Origin of the sequence: Bacteroides sp. DH3716P (assembly GCF_025914115.1) — a bacterium.
In the GTDB taxonomy this organism is placed as follows: domain Bacteria; phylum Bacteroidota; class Bacteroidia; order Bacteroidales; family Bacteroidaceae; genus Bacteroides; species Bacteroides ovatus.
In genome coordinates, this window is record NZ_CP083673.1 from 4,482,784 (window position 1) to 4,508,864 (window position 26,081).

Annotated in this window: 18 protein-coding genes; 12 read left to right on the forward strand and 6 right to left on the reverse strand. The window is 41.9% G+C overall.

The window, feature by feature from the left end; translation table 11 throughout:
• Positions 1-38: 38 nt before the first annotated feature.
• Both KQP79_RS16755 and KQP79_RS16760 read left to right on the forward strand, forming a co-directional pair.
• Positions 39-1,253, forward strand: a complete 1,215-nt coding sequence (locus KQP79_RS16755) for a sensor histidine kinase (RefSeq protein ID WP_138343123.1) — start codon at positions 39-41, stop codon at positions 1,251-1,253.
• Positions 1,250-1,978, forward strand: a complete 729-nt coding sequence (locus KQP79_RS16760) for a LytR/AlgR family response regulator transcription factor (protein ID WP_004311752.1) — start codon at positions 1,250-1,252, stop codon at positions 1,976-1,978. The genes KQP79_RS16755 and KQP79_RS16760 overlap by 4 nt, the downstream gene beginning before the upstream one ends.
• A 4-nt stretch (positions 1,979-1,982) precedes the next feature.
• On the opposite strand, the gene KQP79_RS16765 is transcribed toward KQP79_RS16760, so the two are convergent.
• The 3 genes from KQP79_RS16765 to KQP79_RS16775 form a co-directional block, all read right to left on the reverse strand.
• A complete protein-coding gene (locus KQP79_RS16765; protein WP_004311751.1) occupies positions 1,983-3,167 on the reverse strand; it encodes an aminopeptidase C in 1,185 nt (394 codons plus the stop codon).
• 134 nt (positions 3,168-3,301) lie between these two features.
• Positions 3,302-4,507 carry a hypothetical protein gene (locus KQP79_RS16770; RefSeq protein WP_004307127.1) on the reverse strand — a complete coding sequence of 402 codons (1,206 nt, stop codon included), beginning with the start codon at positions 4,505-4,507 and terminating at the stop codon, positions 3,302-3,304.
• On the reverse strand, positions 4,504-5,829 hold the full coding sequence (locus KQP79_RS16775; RefSeq protein ID WP_004327062.1) for a DUF4270 family protein: 1,326 nt from the start codon (positions 5,827-5,829) through the stop codon (positions 4,504-4,506). The genes KQP79_RS16770 and KQP79_RS16775 overlap by 4 nt, the downstream gene beginning before the upstream one ends.
• A 192-nt stretch (positions 5,830-6,021) precedes the next feature.
• Here KQP79_RS16775 and KQP79_RS16780 point away from each other — a divergent pair, with 192 nt between their 5' ends.
• Together KQP79_RS16780 and KQP79_RS16785 are read left to right on the forward strand one after the other, a co-directional pair.
• Positions 6,022-7,080, forward strand: coding sequence for a Kelch repeat-containing protein (locus KQP79_RS16780; RefSeq protein ID WP_004301004.1), 1,059 nt, complete (start codon positions 6,022-6,024; stop codon positions 7,078-7,080).
• Positions 7,061-7,390, forward strand: coding sequence for a DUF4907 domain-containing protein (locus tag KQP79_RS16785; RefSeq protein ID WP_004321609.1), 330 nt, complete (start codon positions 7,061-7,063; stop codon positions 7,388-7,390). Before KQP79_RS16780 ends, KQP79_RS16785 begins: the two co-directional genes overlap by 20 nt.
• A gap of 105 nt (positions 7,391-7,495) precedes the next feature.
• Here KQP79_RS16785 and KQP79_RS16790 read toward each other — a convergent pair whose 3' ends face one another.
• Entirely contained in the window at positions 7,496-8,023 is a 528-nt protein-coding gene (locus KQP79_RS16790) for a hypothetical protein (protein ID WP_004307123.1), read from the reverse strand.
• Between the two features lie 184 nt (positions 8,024-8,207).
• Between KQP79_RS16790 and KQP79_RS16795 the strand changes: the two genes are divergently transcribed.
• Positions 8,208-10,430 (forward strand): cation:proton antiporter, encoded by a 2,223-nt coding sequence (locus KQP79_RS16795; protein WP_004311747.1) that lies wholly within the window; start codon positions 8,208-8,210, stop codon positions 10,428-10,430.
• A complete protein-coding gene (locus KQP79_RS16800) occupies positions 10,411-11,256 on the forward strand; it encodes a patatin family protein (protein ID WP_008774817.1) in 846 nt (281 codons plus the stop codon). Before KQP79_RS16795 ends, KQP79_RS16800 begins: the two co-directional genes overlap by 20 nt.
• Here KQP79_RS16800 and KQP79_RS16805 read toward each other — a convergent pair.
• A complete protein-coding gene (locus KQP79_RS16805) occupies positions 11,248-12,270 on the reverse strand; it encodes a helix-turn-helix transcriptional regulator (RefSeq protein WP_022199806.1) in 1,023 nt (340 codons plus the stop codon). The two genes, KQP79_RS16800 and KQP79_RS16805, sit on opposite strands and share 9 nt — an antisense overlap.
• Positions 12,271-12,492: 222 nt before the next feature.
• Between KQP79_RS16805 and KQP79_RS16810 the strand changes: the two genes are divergently transcribed.
• Entirely contained in the window at positions 12,493-14,373 is a 1,881-nt protein-coding gene (locus KQP79_RS16810; RefSeq protein WP_234120779.1) for a DUF4980 domain-containing protein, read from the forward strand.
• A 189-nt stretch (positions 14,374-14,562) separates the two neighbouring features.
• Here the strand turns inward: KQP79_RS16810 and KQP79_RS16815 are convergent, their stop codons facing one another.
• Positions 14,563-15,435, reverse strand: a complete 873-nt coding sequence (locus KQP79_RS16815; protein WP_004311743.1) for an aldose 1-epimerase family protein — start codon at positions 15,433-15,435, stop codon at positions 14,563-14,565.
• Positions 15,436-15,740: 305 nt separating this feature from the next.
• Between KQP79_RS16815 and KQP79_RS16820 the strand changes: the two genes are divergently transcribed.
• From KQP79_RS16820 to KQP79_RS16840, 5 genes are all read left to right on the forward strand, one after another.
• Entirely contained in the window at positions 15,741-18,824 is a 3,084-nt protein-coding gene (locus KQP79_RS16820; RefSeq protein ID WP_004311742.1) for a SusC/RagA family TonB-linked outer membrane protein, read from the forward strand.
• A gap of 24 nt (positions 18,825-18,848) precedes the next feature.
• Positions 18,849-20,606, forward strand: a complete 1,758-nt coding sequence (locus KQP79_RS16825) for a RagB/SusD family nutrient uptake outer membrane protein (RefSeq protein WP_004311741.1) — start codon at positions 18,849-18,851, stop codon at positions 20,604-20,606.
• Between the two features lie 22 nt (positions 20,607-20,628).
• Positions 20,629-21,759, forward strand: a complete 1,131-nt coding sequence (locus KQP79_RS16830) for a glycosyl hydrolase family 28-related protein (protein ID WP_032849301.1) — start codon at positions 20,629-20,631, stop codon at positions 21,757-21,759.
• A gap of 37 nt (positions 21,760-21,796) precedes the next feature.
• Positions 21,797-23,746 (forward strand): DUF4960 domain-containing protein, encoded by a 1,950-nt coding sequence (locus KQP79_RS16835; RefSeq protein WP_004311739.1) that lies wholly within the window; start codon positions 21,797-21,799, stop codon positions 23,744-23,746.
• A 125-nt stretch (positions 23,747-23,871) separates the two neighbouring features.
• Entirely contained in the window at positions 23,872-25,698 is a 1,827-nt protein-coding gene (locus tag KQP79_RS16840; RefSeq protein WP_004311738.1) for a DUF4980 domain-containing protein, read from the forward strand.
• Positions 25,699-26,081: the final 383 nt, after the last annotated feature.

Sequence of the window (26,081 nt, forward strand, 5' to 3'; positions counted from 1 at the left end):
GGTTTTATCTTTGTTTCGATAATCAGAAGCAATGAGGCATGAAAAGACTGCGTAAACAACACGTGCTGGAGCAGAGTATTTACGGAGCTATCTGGATCGTAATATTTCTTCTTCCGCTGATAGGCGGATACTTTGCCATGAGTGGAGGACTTGAACGGGAGGAAACCCGTATGGTGATCCGCGAATCATGGTTGAGTATCCTTCCTTTTTTCGTGCTTTTCCTGTTGAATAATTATGGGCTGGTTCCCTATTTTCTTTTTAAGAAAAGGTACTGGCAATATACTGTTTCGTTGATTTTTGTAATAGGAATGATTTGTTGGCTTTCTCCGTTTCCTTCTGCCAATCATTTCCCCAAAGATTTCAAGCGAGGAGAGTTGCCTCACCGTATGAAGGAGAACCGGAGGGACCAGATTATTAAGACGAGAGAAAAGGCGAGGGAGGAAGGGGATGTGCATTGGCATGAATCCAATCCCGAACAACGTCCTAGGGGAATGGGAGATCCAAATGGTCCCGGAAGATTTCCAAAACCGACTCCTTTTCCTTATCCTCCTTTTGTGCTCCGCTATCTTATTCATTTCATCATTGCCTTTTTGATGGTAGGGTTCAATATCGCCATCAAACTTTTCTTTAAATCTTTCCGTGATGAAGAAATGCTGAAGGAACTGGAACATCAACGTTTGCAGTCGGAACTGCAGTATTTGAAATATCAGATTAATCCTCATTTCTTCATGAATACGCTCAATAATATTCATGCGTTGGTGGATATTGATACGGGGAAAGCGAAAAGTACGATTGTGGAACTCTCTAAACTGATGCGTTATGTGCTTTATGAAGCGAGTAATAAAACGATTTTGCTTTCACGTGAGGTTCAGTTTCTTAAAAATTACATTGCCCTGATGAGTTTGCGCTATACCAACAAAGTATCTATTCAGATGGATTTTCCGGCCGAAGTGCCCGAAGTGCAGATTCCTCCTTTGCTTTTTGTCTCTTTTGTGGAAAATGCTTTTAAGCATGGAGTCAGTTATCGGAGCGAGTCTTTTATTCATGTCTTGATACAGTTGGATGAGGGCAACCGGCTTTCATTCCGTTGTTCCAACAGCAATAATGGTTCGGCTGACGAACAGCATCATGGCATCGGACTCGAGAATATCCGTAAGCGGTTGAGGCTTTTATTTGGCAATGATTATACGCTTTCCATTACCGAAGAGGAACATAAATTTGATGTCTTACTTATTATACCTTTATTAGAATGAAATGTATAGCAATAGATGATGAGCCGTTAGCATTGACGCAGTTGTCGGATTATATATCCCAGATACCTTTTTTGTCTTTGGTAAAGTCATGCCAGGATGCGTTCGAGGCAATGAAGATATTGTCCGAAGAGGAGGTTGATTTGATCTTTGTGGATATTAATATGCCCGATTTGAACGGATTGGATTTCATACGTTCTTTGGTGAACCGTCCGTTGGTGATTTTCACTACTGCTTATTCTGAATATGCGGTAGAGGGTTTCAAACTGGATGCCGTAGATTATCTGCTGAAACCGTTTGAGTTCCAGGATTTATTGAAAGCGGCGGATAAAGCCCGCAGGCAATTTGAATATCGTTTGTTGGAACAACAGGGTGAAATAGGAAATGCTTCGCAGATAAAAGGAGATTCATTATTCGTGAAGAGCGATTACAGAGTGGTTCGCATCGATGTGAAGAATATCCGCTATATTGAGGGGATGAGTGAGTATGTGCGTATCTTTGTGGAAGGAGAGGACAAGCCTGTAATAACGCTTGCCAGCCTCCAGAAAATGGAAGAACGGCTTCCCACGCATTTCATGCGGGTCCACCGTTCTTATATTGTCAATCTTCGCAAGATTACCGAAGTTTCCCGTCTTCGCATTATCTTTGATAAGAATACTTATATTCCTGTCGGTGATAATTATAAGGAGAAATTTACGGAATACATTGGGAAATTAAGCCTTTCTTAAATAATTATTTAATTCCCAGTTTTTTGGCAATTTCTTTAGGAAGTGCATCTTTATACACCAGGATATTCATTGTCTTGTAGGCAACGAATGCTTTGGAAGCATACCAGATACCATCATATTTGCCTGATTTACCCCAAGAGTTTTTCACCATGAAGTATTCTTTTCCGTTCTGGTCTTTAGCGATGCCGTAGATTACCATTCCGTGGTCGTCTGTTGTTTCCCAGTTGTCAAAAGCAACTTGACGCATTTCCTGGGTAATATCCTTTTCAGGGAAAGGTTTGGTGAATAGTTCTCTGCGTTTGTCGGCGGCAGTCAATCCTGTCCAACGGGCCATGTCTGAACCGGACAGTTCAGATTCTTTGGCTGCATCTGGCATTACGGCGATACCGTCACGTGAGAATCCTTGTTCGCTGACATCGCTACCCCATGCAAAGGTATAGCCTTTCTTTACAGCATTGTCCATAACAGCCATCAGTTCTTCGATAGGCAGGTTGTAAGACAGACCATTACGCCAGTTATCCTGAATTTCGATGGCGAATTGAGAATAGAACGGATGGTGTGTATAAGAAGTCAGTGATACATAGTCGTTATAGTTCAATCCCAGTGATTCGGCAAAAGTCTTCGGAGTATATTCTTTGCCTTTGTAGGTGAACTTCTCCGGACATGCTCCTAGGTAAGTGTCATAAATGGCACTTAGTCCGTTTTTCCATACCGGAGTCAGTTTGCTTAATTTACCTTTTGCAATCGCATTGATATAACCGGAAGCAACAGCATCCAGCTCATTATGTACCGGCAGCGTATCACCATACATAATACCCGGCATCACTTCTTGCGGAACGATACCATAATTCTTGATGCAATACATTACATCATAAAAACTTCCACCCGGAGAGAAAGAACTGTCACCGTGATAACGTACATAGTTTACTCCGCGATCCTGCATCGTTTTGTGTACAACAAACATTTCAGACAGGTCGTATTCACCTTTACCTAAACGAAGTAGTTCTGATTCAACAAATCCGAGAGTTGAGAAACTCCAGCAAGTACTCGAACGATTTTGGTTCTTGATAGAAGTTATCGGATTTTCTTTCACTGTCGTGAAAACAAAACCTTCTTCAGGTTTTGCATCTTGTGCCATAACACTTAGGCTGAACAGGCCTAAAGCAGCAATAAGGATTGTCTTTTTCATTCCTATGAAATTAATATTAAATTGTTTTGGCTACAAATATAGGAAAGTTTCACCACAGAGTAACACAGAGTTTCACAAAGTTTTCTCTTTTTTCAAATGGACAGCTATCTTAATGACTTCCGTTTAATGACATTTTATTGTATCTTGGCGCGGTAAGTTCGCTCGGAGAAAGTAATATTCAGGAACAGGGAAAGGCTGTTTTCTTTTTGCATGCCGTTAGGAATTTTCATCTGGCCTTTATATTTCAATCCGATAGAAAGGACGTTGTTATTGCGCAATCCGAAGTTAAGTCCGGTACTGACGTAATATTCGGTTGCCTTTTTCTTTTGAATGACGATATAGGAATTATTAATACCTGTTCCCAATAGGATGCTGACCGGATTACGATAGACATTGCCCAATGTATATCTTCCACCGACTGATAACCGGTGTTGATTCTCAAAACTGACATTGGATTGGGAAGATTGCATCCGGCTCCAGTCCACATATTTGTAGTCGATGGTTGCCATCCAACGTAGAGTGTTGTAGGAAGCTCCGAGCCCAAAGAATTGAGGAAGACATTGGCGATAGCGTTTCAGGCTTTTTTCAATATCATCTCCTCCCGAACTGCTACTAACGTATAAGTTATTATCCTGCTTAAAATCCTGCGAGTAACCATATACGGCACCGGCAACGAAAGAACGTTCGCGGTCTATAGCCCATTTATACTGTACACCGAAATCCGCATAAAAAGTATGTTTGTAGGAGCTGGTTTCTTCTGTGGCAGTACCTTGCGTCTCCGTTTGTGTGATGGTCCCCGTCACATAAGAAAGATTGGTGCCGACAGAAAATCTTTTTCCGAAAAGGTAAGCCGTGCTGATACCCATCTTGGAAAGTCCTCCTTCACCCTGAAAGAGAGAAGAGATAGTACCTCCATTGGTGCCTGCCACTTCTTCATCCAGCGTGATGGCATATCCCACACTGCTGACGGGAGCCATGAAAATTGCTCCATACCAGCGTGGCATAATCCGGCAGCCGATACTTAGGTTATTCAGATTTCCGGTGACGGAACGGTTACTTGCTCCTCGTTGTGAATAAATCTGGTATGCTCCCATGATACCGGCATCGATCTGGAAGCGTTGTTCGGTCAACTCTGTGAGTGAAGCCGGATTGGCATTGTTAAGGAAATTATTTCCTCGCAATGCAATGCCTGTGCCGCCCAGTCCGGCATATTGCCCGCCTTCCCCGGTAGAAAGTTCTCCCAGTCCGAACATGGAAGTAGGGGAGTTCGTTGTATTTTGTGCAATAACTATAGAGACAGGAGTATAGAATGCCAGAAGGCAAAACAAAATCTTTTTCATTGTTGATAAGTTTTGTAAAGTATGATAAGTTTGGTATTCTTTTTATTGGCGGTATGTTCTCCGTCGCCGAAAATAACGCCTTGAAGTGTGGTATAGAACAAGTTGTCCGGAAGAAATAATTGTAGTTTCTGACGATCATATCCGGTAGTTCCCAGGTTTGTTTGCAGGAAAGAGGTGATGTCAAAAGAGTAATAAGTCTCCTCATAAGACATCTCGTCGACTACTAGATTTCCGCTTTGTACGGAACTCCCGGTGAGGTCGGTGATTACACTTTGCGTCACATTTTCATTGTTGGCGGTGTAGAGAGCCAGGCTTTTGGGCAACGGGTACATGCCGTCATAAGTTCCTTTTACCGGATATAACTGTAACGTTGCGCTCTCGATAGTCACAAGCTCTCCTTTTTCGCAGAGATTATTTAAATGTGGGAAGTCGATGGTGACATACATACCTGTCATTCCCTGCAGGTAGACCTGATGCTCGCTTTTTCCGGAAGAGTATTCATTGCCGTCCCCACTTTGCAGGTTGGCTATCGGGATGTTTGAGCGGTCTTGTTCTATTTTGTTGTAAGTCAGTGTGCTGCTTGTATTGAAAACCAGTGTTTTTTCGTTCAGTGTTTCCGTAATCTGGTGATAGTAGACCGTGATGCACATACTGGAGTCGTTGACTTGAAATCCGCTGATACAAGCGTCATTTGCATCGGGTATAAAAGCAATTCCCTTGAAATAATCATGGAAGAAATCCTGAGATTGTACCCATCGGCCATCATTCAGCATCAAGTTGAACCATTCTTCTCCCCATGCATCCGGCAATCGTATTTCCAGTTCTTCGCTCGGTGAGCCCGGAGTAGGACGAAAGTCGAAAGATGCCAGTGGAGTTTCGTTGTAATAGGCAGTAGTAGTGTTGTATAGGTACCCTCTATCGTCCAGTTCTATATTCTTTGTCAGTTCATGCAGATGAATGCGTTGGGTTTTTAGTGTATCTCCCAGGTAATTGCCCGAAGAATACAGGCGTATGGTGATCGAGTCGAACTCATATTGGATGTTTTCATCAAAAGAATAGGAAGGTACTTCATACTCTGCGTAAAAAGAGGCGGTAATTTTCCCCCATAAGTTGTCGTCACGGTATCCTATCTGGCAAACCGTATCTCCCGAAGTGGCTATGGAGTCGCTTAATACTGTACTAAGTAATACCGTACAAGTGTCCATCTGTTCGTTGAGAAATGAACTTTGTACCCATTTCGCTCCTATGGACGATGAATCGTCTACACAAGCGAAAAAAGAAAGAGATATAAAGAATGAAAAAAGTAGTATGATTGACTTCATGTAGTAAAAATGAAATTGGTTTTGTAGCGGCAAAAGAAGAGGTTTTAAATAGTCCTCCAAAAAACTATCGACTAAATCTCTGTATTTGTCGACCTGAATTTTGTTGGTAGATAGAATGTCTGTATTTGTCGATAGTTTTTTTATGCGTGCCCGTTGCCGCCTACATTTGCGGTTGTAATCAACGACATATTTATGAATACGAAAATGAATAAATTACTTTGCATGATGGTGGTGCTGCTTTCATTGGCGGCATGTACGGATGATACTGAATATACGGCAGGTGTGTGGTATCGCCGTTCTGATTTTGATGGTGTGGCGCGTACGGACGCAGCTGGTTTTACGATTGGTAACGTAGGGTACCTCTGCACCGGATACCGGGGGAGTACCAAAGACCGTTTGAAAGATTGTTGGGCGTATGACATTGAGGCTAATTCGTGGACACAGTGTACATCAATGCCCGATGCAGCTCCAGCCCGGAATGCAGCTACAGGTTTTGCAGTAGGTACCAAAGGATATATTGCTACTGGTTACGATGCGACAAAAAAGGATTATCTGAATGATTGCTGGCAGTATGATCCTGCCACGAATTCCTGGAAGGAGATGGCTTCTATTCCGGATGGAACTGATGGGACTAATATCTATGGTAAACGGTATTATGCGCTTTCTTTCGGCATTGGTCAGTATGGGTATCTGGGTACAGGTTACAACGATAATTATCAAAAGGATTTCTGGAAGTTCGACCCGTCGGTGGGAGATAAAGGAGAATGGACAGCCATGAGTGGATTTGGCGGACAGAAGAGAATGGGCGGTATGGCCTTCGTCATAGATGATATAGCTTATATCTGCGGCGGTGAAAATAACGGTTCGGATGTGACGGATTTCTGGTGTTTTAATCCGGCAACGGGTACTTGGAAAGAATTGCGTGAACTTTACGATAAGAGTGATGATGATTATGACGACGATTACACTTCTATCGTCCGTTCTTATGCTTGTGCTTTCGTGATCGACGGTAAAGGATACATTGCTGCGGGGCAGACTGCTGGTGGTAGTTATCGTTCCAATTATTGGATTTACGACCCTCTGACAGACCTCTGGGATGGGGAAGATTTGACAGATTTCGAAGGAAGTACACGCTCGAAAGCCGTATGCTTTTCTACTGGAAAACGGGGAATTATAGCTACGGGAGGAGCTTCTACTTATTATTACGATGATACTTGGGAGTTGAAGCCTTATGAATATGAAGAGAAATAAAAAAATAATAGGTATTAGTTGCTTTGTCTTGCTGCTTTTAGTGGGAATCATATATGGGTATATGCATTCGATAAACATATATCGGCTGGAAGTAACCCAGATTGAAGGTAGTGGATACGGTTATAAGATTTATGAGAGAGAGCGTTTGATAATCGTTCAGCCTTTTATCCCGGTTGTATCCGGGAAAAGGCCTTTTCAATCGGTGCAAGATGCCCAATGTATCGGAAATTTAGTGCTGGAACGAATTAAAGCCGGAAATGAATTTGCCATATCAAAGGCTGACCTGGATAACTTGGGAGTAGTGTATTAATGCCACCATGTTGGCACAGTCATGCCACCTCATTGGCACGATAGTGTCAACATGGTGGCACTGTTGTGCCAATACGATGGCACAAACTAAAGCATTAAGTACAGATTATTTCTTCTCTTCTTCTTTGGGTGCAACTACATAATCTTCTTTGATAAACTCATCATACACCCGCTTGGGATGATCGAATGGTGCGGTTCCATTCTTCTGCTCATTGAAGTTTTCCCGGCGGAATTGTTTCAGTTTCAAATTATCTTCTGCATACTCCCTCAATTTCTTATGCTCATTTCCATAAAGCGAACTTTCAGTTACGTCAGAATTGAGCAGGTTTTCTTTAGGAGTGATAGTAGGTAGGAGCACTTGTTCCAACAGACCACGATAGGCACCGTTATATTCGCACCATACGATATCGTTGGCTACAAATATACGATAGGAGTACTTAGACCAGGCAGTTTTGATTTCAATAGATGTAGCATAAATTTCAATGGTAGCTTCTGAACCATACGCTTGGTCACGGATCACAACGGTCGTCCGACCGCTAAGTTCTTCCTTCACGGAAGTTTGCCACTTATCAGAGTGTAAGATCTCTTCGATAATTTCCGGCAAATTTTCTTTAATCTCAAACTGTATTCTCATGGTGCTTGCCTGCGGGCAGGACTTTTTAATTTTTTTCCTCCTTAAACAATTAAGTTAGCCTAAAGTTACATAGATTAAAGCAAAAAAACAAGATTTTGTTTGAGAATTTATTCTTTTTGCCAAACTATCTGCCTTTTTCGTTTGTTTTTATAATAAATATGCACAAATCGTAAAAATAGAGTTTATGCGGAATAGGGCCCGGAAGAATTATGTCATTTATGTATTGATGTTGCTCCTGTTTGGAGGGTTGATTTATGTCGCTATTGAAGAGGGTGACCGGTTTTCGCACTATGCGATAAATGCGCATAACGTGGCACAGGGAGACCCTTTCAGCCTATTTCTTCAGTTTATACAGGACAATATTCATCATCCGCTCTCTACCTTATTGATTCAGATTATAGCTGTATTGGTGATGGTGCGTCTTTTTGGCTATTTATTTAGCCTGATCGGGCAACCGGGAGTGATTGGTGAGATTGTTGCCGGTATCGTGTTGGGACCTTCCGTGCTCGGCTTTTTCTTTCCGGATGCTTTTCATTTTCTTTTTCCGGCTCACTCGCTTACCAATCTTGAATTATTGAGTCAGGTGGGACTGATACTTTTCATGTTTGTCATCGGTATGGAGCTGGATTTCAGTGTGCTGAAAAATAAGATCAATGAAACGCTGGTGATTAGTCATGCCGGAATTTTGGTTCCTTTCTTTCTGGGTATTTTGTCTTCTTACTGGGTGTATGAAGAATATGCCGCCGACCAGACTCCATTCCTTCCATTTGCTCTGTTTATAGGTATTTCTATGAGTATCACCGCCTTTCCGGTATTGGCGCGTATCATTCAGGAACGGAATATGACTAAGACTCCTTTAGGCACGCTGACTATTGCTTCCGCGGCCAATGACGATGTGACGGCCTGGTGTCTGTTGGCAGTAGTTATCGCTATCTCCAAAGCGGGAAGTTTTGCCAGTGCACTATATTCAGTTGGACTGGCAGTTGTGTATATTGCAGTCATGTTTTTGGTCGTTCGTCCGTTTTTGAAGAAGGTAGGAGAGGTATATGCCAATCGGGAAGTTATTAATAAAACATTTGTAGCATTTATTCTGCTCATTCTTATTATTTCCTCCTGTCTGACGGAGATTATCGGTATTCATGCCCTGTTCGGAGCTTTTATGGCAGGGGTGGTGATGCCGTCCAATTTGGGTTTCCGGAAGGTGATGATGGAAAAAGTGGAAGATATATCTTTAGTCTTCTTTTTACCTTTATTCTTTGCTTTCACCGGGTTACGTACGGAAATCGGTTTGATAAACAGTCCGGAGTTGTGGATGGTATGTCTGCTGTTGGTGACGGTTGCTGTTGCCGGCAAACTGGGTGGGTGTGCCATCGCTGCCCGTCTGGTGGGTGAATCGTGGAAGGATAGTTTGACGATAGGGACATTGATGAATACACGGGGATTGATGGAGCTTGTCGCTTTGAATATCGGTTATGAAATGGGAGTTCTTCCCCCGTCTATATTCGTAATTTTGGTCATTATGGCGTTAGTTACGACCTTTATGACTACTCCTTTGCTTCATTTGGTGGAACATATTTTCGTACGTCGCGAAGAAAAGTTATCTTTGAAGCATAAATTGATATTTTGTTTCGGACGTCCGGAATCCGGGCGTGTATTGCTTTCCATTTATAGTTTGTTATTTGGGAAGCAGTTGAGGAAAAATCATTTGATTGCGGCACACTATACGGTAGGCACGGATTTGAATCCGTTGAATGCCGAGCATTATGCCAGCGAGAGTTTTGCTTTGCTCAATCAACAGGCAGTGAAATTGAATATTCAGGTGGATAACCATTATCGGGTGACGGACAAACTTGTACAGGAAATCATTCATTTTGTCCGTAAAGAACATCCTGATATGCTGCTTTTGGGAGCCGGGAGCCATTACCGTACGGATATGCCGGGGACTCCGGGGGCTATTTTGTGGTTAACGCTTTTCCGGGATAAGATTGATGATATTATGGAGCAGGTGAAGTGTCCGGTAGCTGTATTTGTCAATCGTCAGTATCGGGAAGGCGCAATGGTTAGTTTCGTACTTGGTGGAATGATTGATGCATTTCTTTTTTCGTATCTGGAGAAGATGTTGCAGAACGGGCATTCGATACGTCTTTTCCTCTTTGATACGGACGATGAGGAGTTTCGCGGATGTATTGATGATTTGCAGGCACGTTATCCGGGACAAATGATTATAGTATGGTTTGAAGGAGTTGAAGATTTAGTGACTAAAGAGAAAGACGGACTATTGATAATGAGTCATCTTTCTTATACGAAATTATCCGAGGATGAGGCTGTGATACGAGAATTGTCATCTCTGCTGGTGATCCGCCGGAATAAGAATGCGGGAGATAAAAATGAAGGACTTGAAAATTGACGAATCTACGGGATTAGTGTTGGAAGGCGGGGGAATGCGTGGAGTATTTACCTGCGGTGTACTTGATTACTTTATGGATCATGATATCCGGTTTCCCTATACGATAGGAGTGTCTGCCGGTGCGTGCAACGGATTGTCGTATGCATCGCGGCAACGGGGACGTGCCAAATACAGCAATATTGACCTGTTGGAGAAGTACAACTATATCGGTCTGAAACATTTGCTCAAAAAGCGTAATATTTTGGATTTCGATCTATTGTTCAAAGAATTTCCCGAACACATTCTTCCTTATGATTATGAAACATATTTTGCTTCACCGGAACGTTTCGTGATGGTGACTACTAATTGCATTACGGGAGAAGCCAATTATTTCGAAGAGAAAAAAGACAGTAGCAGGGTGATCGATATTGTTCGTGCATCCAGCAGTCTCCCTTTTGTGTGTCCTATCACTTATGTAGACGAGGTTCCTATGCTCGATGGAGGAATTGTAGATTCCATCCCTCTGCAAAGAGCTATTGCGGATGGCTGTAAGAGAAATGTCGTGGTACTTACCCGTAACCGGGGATATCGGAAAGATTCGAAAGACATTCGTATCCCTTCGTTTGTATACCGGAAATATCCGAAGTTGCGTGAAGCGTTAAGTTGCCGGTGCGCTGTTTATAATGAACAGCTGGAAATGGTGGAACGTATGGAAGATGAAGGGAAGATTGTCGTTATCCGTCCTTTGAAACCTGTAGCTGTAGACCGTATAGAAAAAGATGTGCAAAAGCTGACAGAGTTTTATCAGGAAGGGTACGAATGTGCGAAAGCTTTATTTTCACTTTGACTTAGTATATTGCTTGGCAGCCTTTTCCAATTTCCGACTCATTAATTCTACCAATGTTTTAGGATAAAGAATTTCTATTCCGTCGACATATCCGAAGAATACCCGTTCTAACTCGTGGTTGATTACGACTTCAATTTCCAGTATGACGCTTCCGTCAGGTAGCCTTTCCACCAGTTGTTGACTGCGATGTATAGGCTTGGTTATGATGTAAGGTGCTTCGGCTGCCGCTACTTTGAAGCCAACTTTCTCCGCTACGCTTCCGGAGTTTTTGGTGACACCTACCAGGTCGTCGAAGAACGTATTCGGATCGAAGAATGTATTTTTGATATAGTGTTCTTGTGGCAGAACTTCCAATGATTGTATTCTGTCCAAAGCTAAATTCTGCAATATTCGTCCGTTTCCTCTGACCCCATAAACGAACCATCGGTTGCGATATTCTTTTAATAGATAAGGATAGAAAATAAAGCTGTTTGCCGAACGTGCTTTGAACGAACGATATTTGAGTTGTATCGGGTGCTCGTTGACAATCGCATGATAGATGGTGTCCAGATAATCCAGTCCTTTCAACGATTCATTCTTTTCAAAGTCAATGACAGGAGTGGTTTTCATCCGGGCAGAAGCAACATGGTCTTCCAGGCGATTGATAATCTCGCTCATTTCCGTGAAATAGGAGAAACCTTTAAATTGTCGCAGCACTTCCACTGCTTCCGACATCATTTTCAGGTCTTGTTCGTTCAGTGGGGTTTGTGTGATACTGTATTCCGGATCTTCATATTTATAGTATTTATTCTCGTACACCACAATCGGAGCATTATAGCCTAACTTCTCGCTACGCATCATCTGTATGTCCATTTGTGCCGTCCGTTTGCTTATCCCTTTATCAATGCCTTCATATTCATAAAGAGCATCTGAACAGGCGTCTACCAAGTCTTCCAATGTCCAGCGTCGATACGGATTACGCAGACAGTTGTCAATCGTTTTATAACGGATTAGAGCATTTCTATTTGCTGGCATAAGTAGAAGAATAAAGATTTGCTTCAAAAGTAGAAAAATAAATTCAGGAAAACAAAAAGGCAATCCGTCTTTATTCATGCAATGAACGAAAGAATATGAAGTGATGTATCAAAATTGATACCCTTTGAAACAAAGTTTATAGACGAAGGTGAATATACCCCCTATCTTTGCCTTCATCTATTTTGATTAAAAGCTTGTGTAAATCAGGAATACTTTGTTGCCATGAAAACAACCCCTTGGATAAAACTATGTAAAGGTGCGGCACTTGCATTAGCAGTTTCTTACGGACTGACTTATTGCCATACAACTAAAAGCAAGTTGACTTTGGAACAGAAAGGTGATAGCCTGGCTGTCATTCACATCACCTATCCGGCTAATTATATATTGCTTCCTATAGAAGAGGAAGCAATGGAAAGTCAGGTTCTTCTGGATACAGGAGAGGCTACAGATACCGATATGGATATTCGTCTGGCACAGACAAAAGTGGACTATTTTGTTCCGCTTGCCTTACCTGCCGGAGCAAAGACTGCTACCGTACGTGTGCGTAATAAATCAAAGGATGCACTTTGCTGGAAAGAAATCAAACTATCTGATACATTTGATACAGCCAATACAGATAAGTTTCGTCCAGTTTATCACCATACTCCTCTGTATGGTTGGATGAATGATGCCAACGGGTTGGTCTATAAAGATGGAGAATATCATTTGTACTTTCAATACAACCCTTACGGTTCCAAATGGGGAAATATGCATTGGGGACATTCCGTCAGCAGAGATCTTGTGCATTGGGAACACTTGCCTCCGGCTATTGCCCGTGATACATTGGGACATATCTTTTCCGGCAGTTCTGTTGTTGATAAGGAGAATGTGGCTGGCTATGGAGCGGGGAGTATTCTGGCTTTTTATACTTCTGCTAGTGACAAAAACGGGCAGATCCAATGTCTTGCTTTTAGCAAAGATAACGGACGGACATTTACTAAATACGAGAAGAATCCCATCCTTTGTCCTTCTGACGGTTTGAAAGATTTCCGCGATCCGAAAGTTTTCCGGTATGAACCGGAAGATAAGTGGGTTATGATTGTTTCTGCCGATAAGGAAATGCGTTTTTATGACTCTAAGAATCTGAAAGACTGGAATTATATGAGCAGTTTCGGAGAAGGGTACGGAGTGCAACCTTGTCAGTTTGAATGTCCGGATATGGTGGAACTTCCGATAGATGGAGACATAAATCGTAAGAAATGGGCGTTGATAGTAAACGTGAATCCGGGATGCTATTTCGGAGGGAGTGCAACCCAGTACTTTACAGGAAACTTTGACGGAACGAAATTTATTTGTGACAATCAGCCAAATGTCACGAAATGGCTGGATTGGGGAAAGGATCATTATGCTACGGTCTGTTTTTCGAACACAAGTGATCGGACGGTTGCCATACCTTGGATGAGTAACTGGCAATATTGCAATATTGTTCCGACAAAGCAATTCCGTAGTGCCAATGCTTTACCGCGTGAGTTGGGACTTTATACACAAGACGGTGAGCTTTATCTTTCGGCGGCTCCGGTGGCAGAGACGAAAACTTTGCGGAAAGAAAACAAGGAGATTCCTTCTTTCACCGTATCCAATGATTATCATATTGATTCTTTACTGACTGATAATAACGGAGCTTATGAATTAGCATTGGAGATTACTACCGGCAAAGCGGAGATTATGGGCTTCAGTCTTTTTAATGATAAAGGTGAAAAGGTAGATATCTATTTCAATCTTCCTGAAAAAAGACTGGTAATGGACCGGACGAAAAGTGGTATCGTAGATTTCGGAAAGAATAGCGTCCCTCATGAAATAGAAGCTCATGACCGTAGAAAGACGACTTCGATCAATTATATCGATGATTTCGCATTAGCTACCTGGGCGCCGATAAAAAAAGAAAATAAATACGCTTTGGATATCTTTATTGATAAGTGTTCTGTAGAAATATTCCTGAATGGAGGAAAAATAGCAATGACGAATCTGGTTTTTCCATCGGAACCATACAACCGTATGTGTTTTTATAGTAAAGGAGGAACGTTCAATGTTGATTCATTCAATGCGTATCGATTAGGTTTATAATATAAGGTAGAGGTTTACACAATAGATATTTTCATAGATTCAGTAAGAGCAATGGGTATTAGTTGCTTAAAGGTTCATAGGTTAGATTTATAAGTTAGGTTTTGTAGATTAGAATTAGGTGTTGGTAGCTGTCAGATGTGAAATCCGGCAGCTACTTTTTATTTGCCGGGTCTTGTTGGCTATTGTCGATTATTCTTCGATTTCAATTGTATATCCCCCTTGGAATATCTCATCCGGTTGCAGGTGCTGTATCCAGTCTTTATCTTTATATTCCCCTGTATAATGTGCGCGGTCGCAACGTCCATACCAAGGCTCGATGCAAACAAAAGGAGCATTCTTTGCAGGTGGCGACCAAAGGCCGACTACCGGAGCATTGAAGTGTAAACTTAAATAAGCCCGTTTCTCCTTATTAAATAAGGTGACTTTGCGAACCTGGCCGTTTTCCAAGATCAAAGCATCTTTATCAAAAGTATGAGTATCCAATGGTAACAATCCGTCTGCCAACTCTAAGGAATACTCAACAGAAGGATCAGCGCATCCCTTTTCAGAAATAAGAATATACTTCAAGCCATCTTTCCTGTCGAATCCGAAGAACCCTCTTTCTAAACTGTTCTCATCAAACTCCGGCCAGTAGAAAGCAGGATGTGCCCCAATCTGAAAATACATTTCTTTGTCGCCGGTATTCTTTACTTTCCATATCACCTCAATTTGCTTTCCTTGAATGCGATAACCTATTTCCAGACAGAATGGAAACGGATATTTTTGCAAAGTCTCTTCATTGCTGATAAGGCGGTAATGTACTTCATTTTCTTTTTCGGAAACAAGCGTAAATTCCATGTCGCGTGCAAATCCATGTTGGGTAAGTGTATAAGGAATCCCTTCATTGCGATATTCATTTTCCCATATGCTTCCGACAATAGGGAATAGGACAGGAGAGTGACGTTTCCAAAAAGCAGGATCCGCTTGCCACAGATATTCTTTTCCATTGGCGAAGATGCTGCAAAGTTCCGCTCCATGCGGAGATACTTGAATGGTAAGTTGTTCGTTGGAGATTGTTTTCATATCGTTCAATTTTCAGTTGGTTACAATCGGTAACTGACTTTTTTTATTAATCGTTTTAATTATAACTACTTTTTAAAAGCTTATATCACTACGCAAAGGTAATATTTTCCCACTGACAAGAGAATATCTTCTCCATAATTCTTGTGATGAGAAAAATAATGTATAAAACCCTATAAAATAGCGTTCTATGCAACAAATGTTACAGCCTTTGAAACATTTTTTTCAGTCGATTGACGTAAATCAACCGTAATTTGCATTATCGATAAAGATAAAATTCGTACTTTTAATTTAATAACATCAAACTAATGCTTAGTATTATGAAGAACAAAAAACTTCTTTGCAGCGTTTGTTTCCTGTTTACTTTCATGTCAGTCCTTTGGGGACAAAACATAACGGTGAAGGGAAACGTTACTTCAAAGACTGATGGGCAACCGATTATTGGTGCTTCCGTAGTGCAAAATGATTCTAAATCAACTGGAACTATTACCGATTTAGACGGAAACTTTACTCTTAGTGTACCGGCAAATGCATCATTGGCTATTTCTTATATAGGATATAAGGAAGTGATTATTGCCGCTAAACCTTCCTTGAAGATAGTGATGGAAGAAGATGCTAAGATGATTGATGAGGTGGTTGTGACAGGTTATATGGCTGAAAAGAAAGCCAGTCTGACAGGTTCGGTAGCCGTAGTGAAGATGAAAGAGGTAGCGGATATACCTACCGGTAATGTGATGTCAGGTTTGCAGGGGCGTGTAGCCGGTATGAACGTGACAACTGATGGTAAACCCGGCGGTGGAAACACGGATACTAAATTACGTGGTATTACTACCATTAACAATTCTTCCCCTCTTTATGTGATAGATGGTGTTCAGACACATGACAATGTAGCTTCTATCATCTCTTCCAATGATGTCGAATCCATTCAGGTGTTGAAAGATGCAGCATCTGCTGCGATTTATGGTGCTCAGGCTGCCAACGGGGTCATTATCATTACCACAAAACGTGCTAAGGAAGGTGATGTAAAGGTAAGTTTTGATATGTCGCTCACTGCCCAGACTTTTGCCGGTGGTATTGATATGCTTGACGCTTACCAATGGGGTGATGTTTATTGGCAAGCCTATAAAAATACTTTTGGAACCTATCCAAACAGTGTTGTCTATGGAAATGGAGAGAAAGCCCAACTGCAAGAATATTATTTCGACCAGAATGGAGTGAAGATAAAGTCGGGCAATACTGATTGGGCAAAGGAGATATTTGGTACAGCTTTGATGCAGAATTATAATCTTTCCCTCTCTAAAGGATTTAAGGATGGTAATGTGGCTCTTACCTTAAACTATATGAATCAAGATGGCCTTTGCCGTAATACAGACTACGAACGCTTTAATTCGCGTTTAGCTTCTAATTTCCGCTTTGTGGATGGTAAAGTACGTGTGGGAGAAAGCATCTCGGTGAACCATTGGTTGGAACATCTTAATCCTGCCGGTATAGAAGAATTGGTTATTGCGCAGCATCCGGCCATTCCTGTGTACGATGAAAACGGAGGGTATGCCGGTGGTTATGTGGATATATTGGGAGATAAACCGAATCCCATTCGCTTGACGGACAACGAAGCCAATAATCGTCACAAAAGCTGGCGTATCTTTGGTAATGTTTATTTGGAAGTAGAGCCTATTAAAAATCTGGTATTGAAGAGCCAATTTGGCTTGAATTATACTACCGGTTTCAACTCAACCTTTGTCCCAAAATGGAGCGAAGCCGATCGGAAGGTAGATGTAAATGAACTGACCGTACGACAGGATAATAGTGTACAATGGGTATGGTCGAACACGGCTAATTATAGCATAGATTTCGGGAAGAATAATATCAGTGCTGTGATAGGAACCGAAGCTAAGAAAGAAAATGGTGAGCATTTGCAGGGGTATGGTCGCGGATTGGTGATAGAAGACCTTGACTATCGCTATCTGGACACCGTGACCGAAGGAAAAAGCGTGGGTAACAATGCTTCTACTTATGCTATGGTTTCTTACTTTGGTAAGGTAAACTATGCGTTCGATGATAAGTACCTCATATCAGGAACGGTGCGTCGTGATGCTTCTTCACGTTTTGGTAAAGGGAACAATTCAGCCATCTTTCCTTCTGTATCAGCTGGTTGGAGAATGTCACGCGAAAAATTTATGGAACGTACGCAAAACTGGCTTTCAGACCTTAAATTACGTGCATCATGGGGAATTAATGGTAATGACCAGATTGACAACAATGCTACTTACAACCTTTATTACACTAACATGTCCAATGGTTCATACAACTTCAATGGTGATGGTGCAACAGTCGTACCCGGTGTACAGAAAGATCGTTCGGGTAACAACGACTTGAAGTGGGAAGAGACCAAGCAGTTGAACTTTGGTATTGATGCCGCTTTCTTTGATAACCGTTTGGGCTTGACTCTGGACTATTTTCAAAAGAAGACCACTGGTATGCTAATTCAAAAACCTTATATAGGTGTGATTGGCGAAGGTGGATATAAATGGTATAATGCTGCCAGTATGGATAACAGCGGGGTGGAAGCAACCTTTACTTGGCGGGATGAAATAAAGGATTTCAAGTATGACATTTCGTTCAACATCTCTTATTATAAGAATGAAATTACCGAACTTCCGGATGTTATCAAATATACCTGGGGAGGTGGTAACGGTGTGGACAAAACCATTGTGGGACAACCTTATGGCTCATGGATGTCATATAAAGCCGATGGTGTATTCAAAACAAAGCAAGAGGTATATGAATATCTAAGCAAATATGATGTACAGATTGGAGCTCCCGGTGTGGGACGTATTCGCTACAAAGACCTTAACGGTGACAACGTCATCAATACTGCCGATATGGATTGGCAAGGTAGCGATCAACCTAAATTTATCGGTGGTTTAAATATCGGTGCATCTTACAAAGGGTTTGATCTTTCCGCATTCTTCAATGGTATGATTCGCGATGCATGGAATAACTCTAAGTTTTATACCGACCTATTCCAAGGCTGGACAGGTAATCACTCTGTACGTCTGATGGATGCAATGCATGCTTGGAATGATTATGAGCAAACCGGAGTTTATAATTGTGACATCCCTGCACTGACTGTGGTGGACAATAATGTAGAAACACGCAGTTCTACTTTCTTTATCGAAGATGGTTCTTACGTGAAGCTGAAGACTTTAACGCTGGGCTACACTTTCCCGGATAAGTGGATTAAAAAAGCACGTCTTTCCAATTTGCGTGTGTATCTGCAAGCACAGAACGTTTTCACCCTGACTAATTATACGGGTGCCGACCCTGAAGGACTGGGCTATCCATATCCTCAGCCTCGCACTTATACATTCGGTCTATCACTTGGTTTTTAATTTTTATCCTAAATACAGAACATTATGAAATTGAAATATATCTTTGCAGCAGGTGTTATGGCACTATTGGCAAGTTGCAATGAGAGCCGTTTTCTTGATATTAAACCACAGGGTACACTCAATGACGATTTGTTGGCATCGGCTGACGGTGTGGAACTCCTGGTAACTTCGGCTTACGCCGGATTGAAAGGTCCCAATCGTGAGATGCATTGGGTACCAATGACGAATTGGACGTATGGCGAAGTACGTTCGGACAATGCTTATAAAGGCGGTGGCGGTGTAAATGACGGTGACTTTTGCACGCTGCTTGAAACCTTTAAAATAGATGCTACATGGAGTAATGCCGACGAAAAATGGTTTCAACTCTATTGCTGTTTACAACGCTGTAACAGCGCATTGAGGGTAATGAACACGCTTGACGAGAACTCTTTGTCAATACTTAAAAGTCGTAAGGCTGAAATGAAGGTGATTCGTGCACACTTCTTCTTCGAACTGGTTCGCCTTTTCAAGCAAGTGCCTTATTTTGATGAAAATGTGGAAAATGATGACTATAAGTACATCCCCAACAACCAGTATACCCGTGAAGAACTTTTGGGTAAAATAGCACAGGAATTTCTCGATGCTGCCGACGATTTGCCTGATACTCAATCTCAAGTAGGTCGTATCACAAAGAACATAGCCTATGCCTATGCCGCTAAAGCCATACTCTATCAGGCCTATCAACAAGATGACAATAACCAAGTGGTTGCTATTGATAAGCAGTTGCTGGCTGAAGTGGTGACTCTTTGCGACAAAGTGGGTGCACAAGGAAAGACGTATGATCTTTTGAATGATTTTCAGAAACTCGATCAATTGGAATATGAGAATGGAGTAGAGTCTGTGTTTGCCGTACAATATTCGATGGATGATGAAACCGATGGTGCCGGGAATATAAACTGGAGTAATTTGCTCAACGCCCCTAAAGGTCCTTATGGTGGTGACGGATTTTTCTTGCCCAGCCAAAACTTAATCAATGCCTATAAGACAGATACCTATGGATTGCCTTTGTTTGATACCTTCAACACCGATGACTATGGAATATACGAAGGAAGTGAACTCACTAATGTTGACGCAACTGTAGATCCTCGTTTGGATTTCGTAACCGGTCGTCCGGGTATTACTTGGAAAACATATACTGCCGAGCCTTGTAAAGCAAATTGGGTGCGTAACAGTGGCGAATATGGTTTCAACTGTACCAAACGCTTCTATATTTCTCCGGAGAGTGACGAGATGTTCCAAGGTTGGCCTTGGGGGGCTTCCCATCTCAATTGGCAGATTATCCGTTATGCCGACGTGTTGTTGTGGAAGGCTGAAGCGCTGATAGAAATAGGTGAAGCTGCCGGACTGGAAGAAGCCCGCAAAATCATTAACCGTATTCGTCTGCGTGCCAAGAATAGCCCTTATGTAAAAGACTTTGAGGATTCAGAACAGAATGCGGCTAATTATCTGATCGGTGAATACCCTTCTGAAGGCTGGAATCAAGAATTAGCCCGCAAAGCACTACGTTGGGAACGTCGCATGGAGTTTGCTATGGAAGGAGATCGTTTCTTCGATCTGGTACGTTGGGGTGTTGCTGCGGAAACTATGAACAGTTACATTGGTGTGGAGCAAAACAAACGCGTTTATTATCGTGGTGCTCGCTTCGTCCGTGGCAGAGATGAATATTTGCCTATCCCCAATGCGCAATATAATTTCTCTGAAGGTAATTATGTGCAGAACCCTGGATATGGTAAGTTTAACTAATATGAATTCCTTAAATATAGATATGATGAAACTAAAGAGATATTTAATTAGCACTTTCTGTCTGTGCTTGTTCACAGCTTGCGACGGTGATGATAACCTGTTATGTTATGGCACTCATACTGAAATCGAAGGTGATGTTACCACATTCGGAGCTATTGGTGATGGAAAGACAGATTGTTCGAAAGCCATTAATAGTGCAATTGCCTCCTTACCTTCCGAAGGGGGAGTGGTGGTTATTCCCGAAGGTGATTTTGTACTTGATGCTCCCATTGTGATTAATAAGCACAATGTGACGATTAAGGGATTAAATCCCGGTATGCGCAGCAATATTGACGTGAATGGAATCAACGATCTGCTGGGACCTGGTGGTGGAAGCAAACTAGTGGCCCGCAATGCCGAAGCAGCTATAAAAGTAGAAACAGACGTGAAGGGGTTAAAGATTATGAATCTGATGGTGTCGGGGGGGACGGAAGCCAAGAACATCGGCATACATTTTACAGGCACGAGCGATAATGGAATACTTTCTAATATTATTGGCATAAATCTGCATACCGGCATCAAGATAGAACAGGCAAAGAATATGCAGATAGTCAACTGTTGGGTATGTGAACTTCCTAATAGTATCGAACTGATTGGTGGTGAGAATATGATTATAAAGAATTGCCAATTAGGTGCACAGCCCACTGGCATAACCTGTAAAGCGCAGGGAGTGAACAAACTGTCATTCCTTAATAATCAGGTCTACCCTGATGGACGTGAAAATTTAGTGCTTGATGATTGCAATAATAGTGTTATTGAAGGTAATAATTTCAAAAGCTACTATAATGGTATTCTTGTGTTGAGTGGCGATAACAATCGGGTAAATAAGAACATCTTTTGGCTTACAGGAGCAGTTCAGAATCAAATGCTCGACCATGGCGATGATTTTGGTATAATCAATGTAAAAGGTAACAACAATACGTTTGTGTCCAACAGTTTATCATGTGAATGGGCTTATGCTGATGCTGTAGCTGTAAATGCCACTCAAGGAACAGGCAACGTGTTCAAGAACTGCTTTATAGATAATTTGGAGAGCTATCGGGTATTCTTGGTGAACGCAGAAACTGAAGTCTCTAATTGTGTATCATCTGATAAGGTGAGCATAATAGAATAATTTCCTCATCCTATACCATTATTAATATAGTAACACCATGAAAATAAATAAATTCTTGATAAGCGGATTGTTCCTGATGTTGGGCACATCTTGCAGTAATGACGATACTTATGCGCTTTGCGATGAATGTAAAGGTCAGAAGATAATAGATATAACGCAATTCGGGCTTCCGACTGACGGATCTACCGATTGTGCAGATCTTATAAATGCTATTATAGCCGATCTCCCACCCGAGGGAGGAACGATACTTATTCCCGAAGGGACTTTTCGCCTGGATAGCCCCATTCAGCTTACACGCAATTTCGTAACACTGAAAGGTGTGAATGATGAAACGGTTGTTCCTGTTGCTGACGCTAAAGGCAGTCGTTTGATACTTGGAAATGCTGAATATGCATTACATGTCGCTCCTGTTGCCGATATAGGCGGACATAAAAATCGTATTAGCGGGGTGGAGGTAAGCGGACTTACCCTTGTGGGGAAAGCCGACCACCAAGGAACCGGAATCTATGTAGAGCATGACAATGACCGCCTGCATTTCTTCAATATTAAGATGGAAAATATGTATCAGGGCGTTAAACTCCAAGGATGTGATGCCATTACATTAGCCCGGATAGATGCAACCGATGTTGTGAATGGCATTGAAATGAATGGTGGCATACAAAATATGGTGACCAATTCTGCTTTCGGTTCATCGCAAGGCGGTGTGGCTGCACGTATTTCGGGAGAAAGTAATCTGATTTTCTCTCACAACAAACTAACGGCGAATGACGATTGGTGTGCCAACTTTACTGGCTGTAGCCGAGTGAATATTTCGGATAATGAATTTACCGGAAACAAAATGACTTTCTTTGAATTAAGCGGGCAAAACAACTTGTTAAGTGATAACTTGTTCACGGTAAATCAGAGCGATAATCAACTCAATGGCAAAGAAGCCGACTATGGGGTAATTCATGTGAAAGGTGAATACAATCATTTCACGTCAAACACCATAAATGTATCTTGGAGTGAAGGTATAGAAAATCCCACTACAGTGAATGCTGCGGAAGGAGAAAATAATCGTTTTGCAGATTGTACGATAGAAGATAAAAACAGTAATCAAGTATTTTATATCAGCGAATTATCCGAAGTGATAGATTGCGGAGTAACGGAAGAAAATATTAAGGTGAAACCGTCCGGGCTTGATTTGACAAATGCAGCTTATGTGATAACGTATAATAGTCCCGAAGAGATAGAAGATGATGATGAAAAAGCCTCTTATGCATGGTTCAAGAAACAGTTTGTGAATGGTAAAGTTGTCACTCCTGCCATGTTGACTAGTGAAGATCTTTCTGTTTACGATGTTATTTGGGTGCATATAGACCGTGTAGGCATTGGAGCCGGATGGGATAAGTTACCTTTGTCTACTGATGCGATCGCTGCCTTGACTACGTATTATAAGAATGGAGGGAATCTGTTCTTGAGTAATCATGCGACTCAGTTGGTTGTGCCATTGGGGCGTACCGAACGGGCTCCAGGGATATTTGCAGATGGTGAAGGAGGAGATGGCGCGGACGTTTGGACGATTAATGCCAACATCGGAATGGAGTATGATCATCGGAGTCATCCAGTGTTTGCCGGTATGGTTACTTCCGACCAATTCTCTCATGAAACGTTCCCGCTGATCGGTCCCGGACGACGTGAAGACCATAATTGTATGTGGGACTTGAATTCTTATGGTTTCCCCGGTCTTTATCCCAATGCAGGGAATATAGTAAAGGCATTTGAAGAAGAAAACAATGCTACCGTTTTAGCAACGTGGGGACACGTGACGGATTATTGTTGTGCCGGAATGGTGGAATTTGCTTCGACAGCGGAATATCAAGGTACATGTATAGCCCTTGGGCTCGCTGCTTATGAATGGAATCAGAATAGTAATCTTAACGTTTATCAAGATAATATTGTGCTCATGACGAAAAATATATTGCATTATCTAAGCGCTAAGAAATAGATAGGTAACATTTTTTCTATCTTCTGAAACAAAAGTGATAGGTGTAACTATCCGTTACGCCTATCTTTGCATGGTAACAAATAGAAGACAATGAATATTAATAATTAACTCTAATACCATCTGACATGAATGTATTATTCTCGTTTAAACAAGTACAGACCTTTTTGACAATTCTGGTTATGATGATTTTCTCATTTTCGGATGCTTCAGCCGATACTTCTTCTTTATTAATAAAAGATTTGGGTGAAGGACATTGCCTGGTACATATAAATACAAATCAACGTTATTTGCTTTTACCCGTAGAGGAGGTGATGCCTGATGTACGTGTCAGCATGATCGTTAATAATAAAGAGGTGAACGTTGCGGATGTTCGCCTGGCAGTGAACAGAGTGGACTATTTTGTTCCACTGGATCTTTCGGACTATGCAGGTAAAAACATATTATTGAAATTTAAATTAGGTTCGAATGATCCGATACGGGGTAAACTTTCCGCTGTTTGCTGCAAAGAAATGAAATTGTCCGACACGTTCGATACGGGCAATCGTGAAAAGTTCCGTCCTACTTATCACTTCTCACCTCTTTATGGATGGATGAACGATCCCAATGGGATGGTATATAAAGATGGTGAATATCACCTTTTCTACCAGCACAACCCTTATGGCTCCAAATGGGGCAATATGCATTGGGGACATGCAATCAGTAAAGACCTGATAAATTGGGAACATCGTCCCGATGCTATTACCCCTGATGCGCTTGGTACAATTTTCAGCGGTTCGGCCGTAGTAGATACTGATAATACTGCCGGATTCGGTGCGGGTGCTATTGTTGCAATTTATACGCAGAATAGTGATCGACAAGTACAAAGTATTGCGTATAGCACAGATAATGGACGTTCTTTTACAAAATATGAAAATAATCCGGTATTGACGTCTGATGCCCGTGATTTTCGCGATCCGAAAGTATTCTGGCATAAAGAGACTCAACGTTGGATTATGTTGTTGGCAGTAGGACAGGAAATGCAAATTTTCTCTTCTTCCAATCTGAAAGACTGGGCCTTTGAAAGTAGTTTCGGTGAAGGACAAGGTGCACATGGCGGTGTTTGGGAATGTCCTGATTTATTTGAACTTCCAGTAGACGGCACGAACGAAAAGAAATGGGTATTGCTTTGTAATTTGAATCCCGGAGGTCCTTTCGGAGGAAGTGCCACCCAATACTTTGTCGGAACGTTCAACGGAAAAGAATTTGTAAACGAATCACCCTCTAAAACCAAATGGATGGACTGGGGGAAAGACCATTATGCTACCGTGACTTGGAGCGATGCTCCCGACAACCGTCGCATCGCTATCGCATGGATGAGCAATTGGCAATATGCAAACGATGTTCCTACCTCTCAATACCGTAGTCCGAACTCTGTTCCTCGCGATTTGAGCCTATTCACCGTAGATGGCGAAACTTATCTTCAGTCGGCTCCCTCTCCCGAACTGCTGAAACTGCGTGACATCTCCAAGAAACGCTCGTTCAAAGTGAACGGAACACGTACCATCAAAGACATGATTGCCGGCAATGAGGGTGCATACGAAATAGAACTGACTATCGAAAATCAACATGCGGATGTAATCGGCTTCCGTCTCTACAATGACAAAGGCGAAGAAGTGGATATGCAATATGACATGAAAGAAAAGAAATTCTCGATGGACCGCCGCAAGAGCGGGGAGGTTGGTTTCAATGAGAACTTCCCAATGTTGACCTGGACGACCATTGAAAGTGGAAAAGACGAATTGAAACTCCGTCTCTTTGTCGATAAATCCAGTGTGGAAGCCTTTGGTGATGGCGGACGTTTTGTGATGACTAATCAGGTATTCCCGTCGGAACCTTACACTCATATCGACTTTTACAGTAAAGGAGGAGCGTATAAAGTAGATTCGTTTGTGATCTACAAGTTGAAGAAATAAGCTCATTCTTCTTACTCTATGCGCTCTTTTCTCGTTTCTTTAGAGTAGAATACTTCTTTCCCTATAGACTAATACGTCTTTCCTTATGGAAGAGTACGTCTGTCCTAGTGGAGGAGTTCTACTAAAGTGTGGAGACACTTTCTTCAAAGCCACAGTTCTGTTAGTTCGTCACGGCCGTGACGAGATCCTCCCACGGCCGTGGTGAGAACTCTTCACAGCCGTGGGAAGAAGCTACCACGGCCGTGGTAACCCAACAAGACCGTAGCTTTAAAGTAACAAGGAACGGGAGATACATCAACTATATAAAGGACTGATGCATACATTGCCATAGGGTTATGTGCTCCGCCCTATGGAAACAGAATTCATCATATAAAAGATAAAAT

Excerpts from the sequence above, each read along its gene's own strand:
- KQP79_RS16755 (WP_138343123.1), top strand. The coding sequence starts at position 39 with ATGAAAAGACTGCGTAAACAACACGTGCTGGAGCAGAGTATTTACGGA.
- KQP79_RS16760 (WP_004311752.1), top strand. The coding sequence starts at position 1,250 with ATGAAATGTATAGCAATAGATGATGAGCCGTTAGCATTGACGCAGTTG.
- KQP79_RS16765 (WP_004311751.1), bottom strand. The coding sequence starts at position 3,167 with ATGAAAAAGACAATCCTTATTGCTGCTTTAGGCCTGTTCAGCCTAAGT.
- KQP79_RS16770 (WP_004307127.1), bottom strand. The coding sequence starts at position 4,507 with ATGAAAAAGATTTTGTTTTGCCTTCTGGCATTCTATACTCCTGTCTCT.
- KQP79_RS16775 (WP_004327062.1), bottom strand. The coding sequence starts at position 5,829 with ATGAAGTCAATCATACTACTTTTTTCATTCTTTATATCTCTTTCTTTT.
- KQP79_RS16780 (WP_004301004.1), top strand. The coding sequence starts at position 6,022 with ATGAATACGAAAATGAATAAATTACTTTGCATGATGGTGGTGCTGCTT.
- KQP79_RS16785 (WP_004321609.1), top strand. The coding sequence starts at position 7,061 with ATGAATATGAAGAGAAATAAAAAAATAATAGGTATTAGTTGCTTTGTC.
- KQP79_RS16790 (WP_004307123.1), bottom strand. The coding sequence starts at position 8,023 with ATGAGAATACAGTTTGAGATTAAAGAAAATTTGCCGGAAATTATCGAA.
- KQP79_RS16795 (WP_004311747.1), top strand. The coding sequence starts at position 8,208 with ATGCGGAATAGGGCCCGGAAGAATTATGTCATTTATGTATTGATGTTG.
- KQP79_RS16800 (WP_008774817.1), top strand. The coding sequence starts at position 10,411 with ATGAAGGACTTGAAAATTGACGAATCTACGGGATTAGTGTTGGAAGGC.
- KQP79_RS16805 (WP_022199806.1), bottom strand. The coding sequence starts at position 12,270 with ATGCCAGCAAATAGAAATGCTCTAATCCGTTATAAAACGATTGACAAC.
- KQP79_RS16810 (WP_234120779.1), top strand. The coding sequence starts at position 12,493 with ATGAAAACAACCCCTTGGATAAAACTATGTAAAGGTGCGGCACTTGCA.
- KQP79_RS16815 (WP_004311743.1), bottom strand. The coding sequence starts at position 15,435 with ATGAAAACAATCTCCAACGAACAACTTACCATTCAAGTATCTCCGCAT.
- KQP79_RS16820 (WP_004311742.1), top strand. The coding sequence starts at position 15,741 with ATGCTTAGTATTATGAAGAACAAAAAACTTCTTTGCAGCGTTTGTTTC.
- KQP79_RS16825 (WP_004311741.1), top strand. The coding sequence starts at position 18,849 with ATGAAATTGAAATATATCTTTGCAGCAGGTGTTATGGCACTATTGGCA.
- KQP79_RS16830 (WP_032849301.1), top strand. The coding sequence starts at position 20,629 with ATGATGAAACTAAAGAGATATTTAATTAGCACTTTCTGTCTGTGCTTG.
- KQP79_RS16835 (WP_004311739.1), top strand. The coding sequence starts at position 21,797 with ATGAAAATAAATAAATTCTTGATAAGCGGATTGTTCCTGATGTTGGGC.
- KQP79_RS16840 (WP_004311738.1), top strand. The coding sequence starts at position 23,872 with ATGAATGTATTATTCTCGTTTAAACAAGTACAGACCTTTTTGACAATT.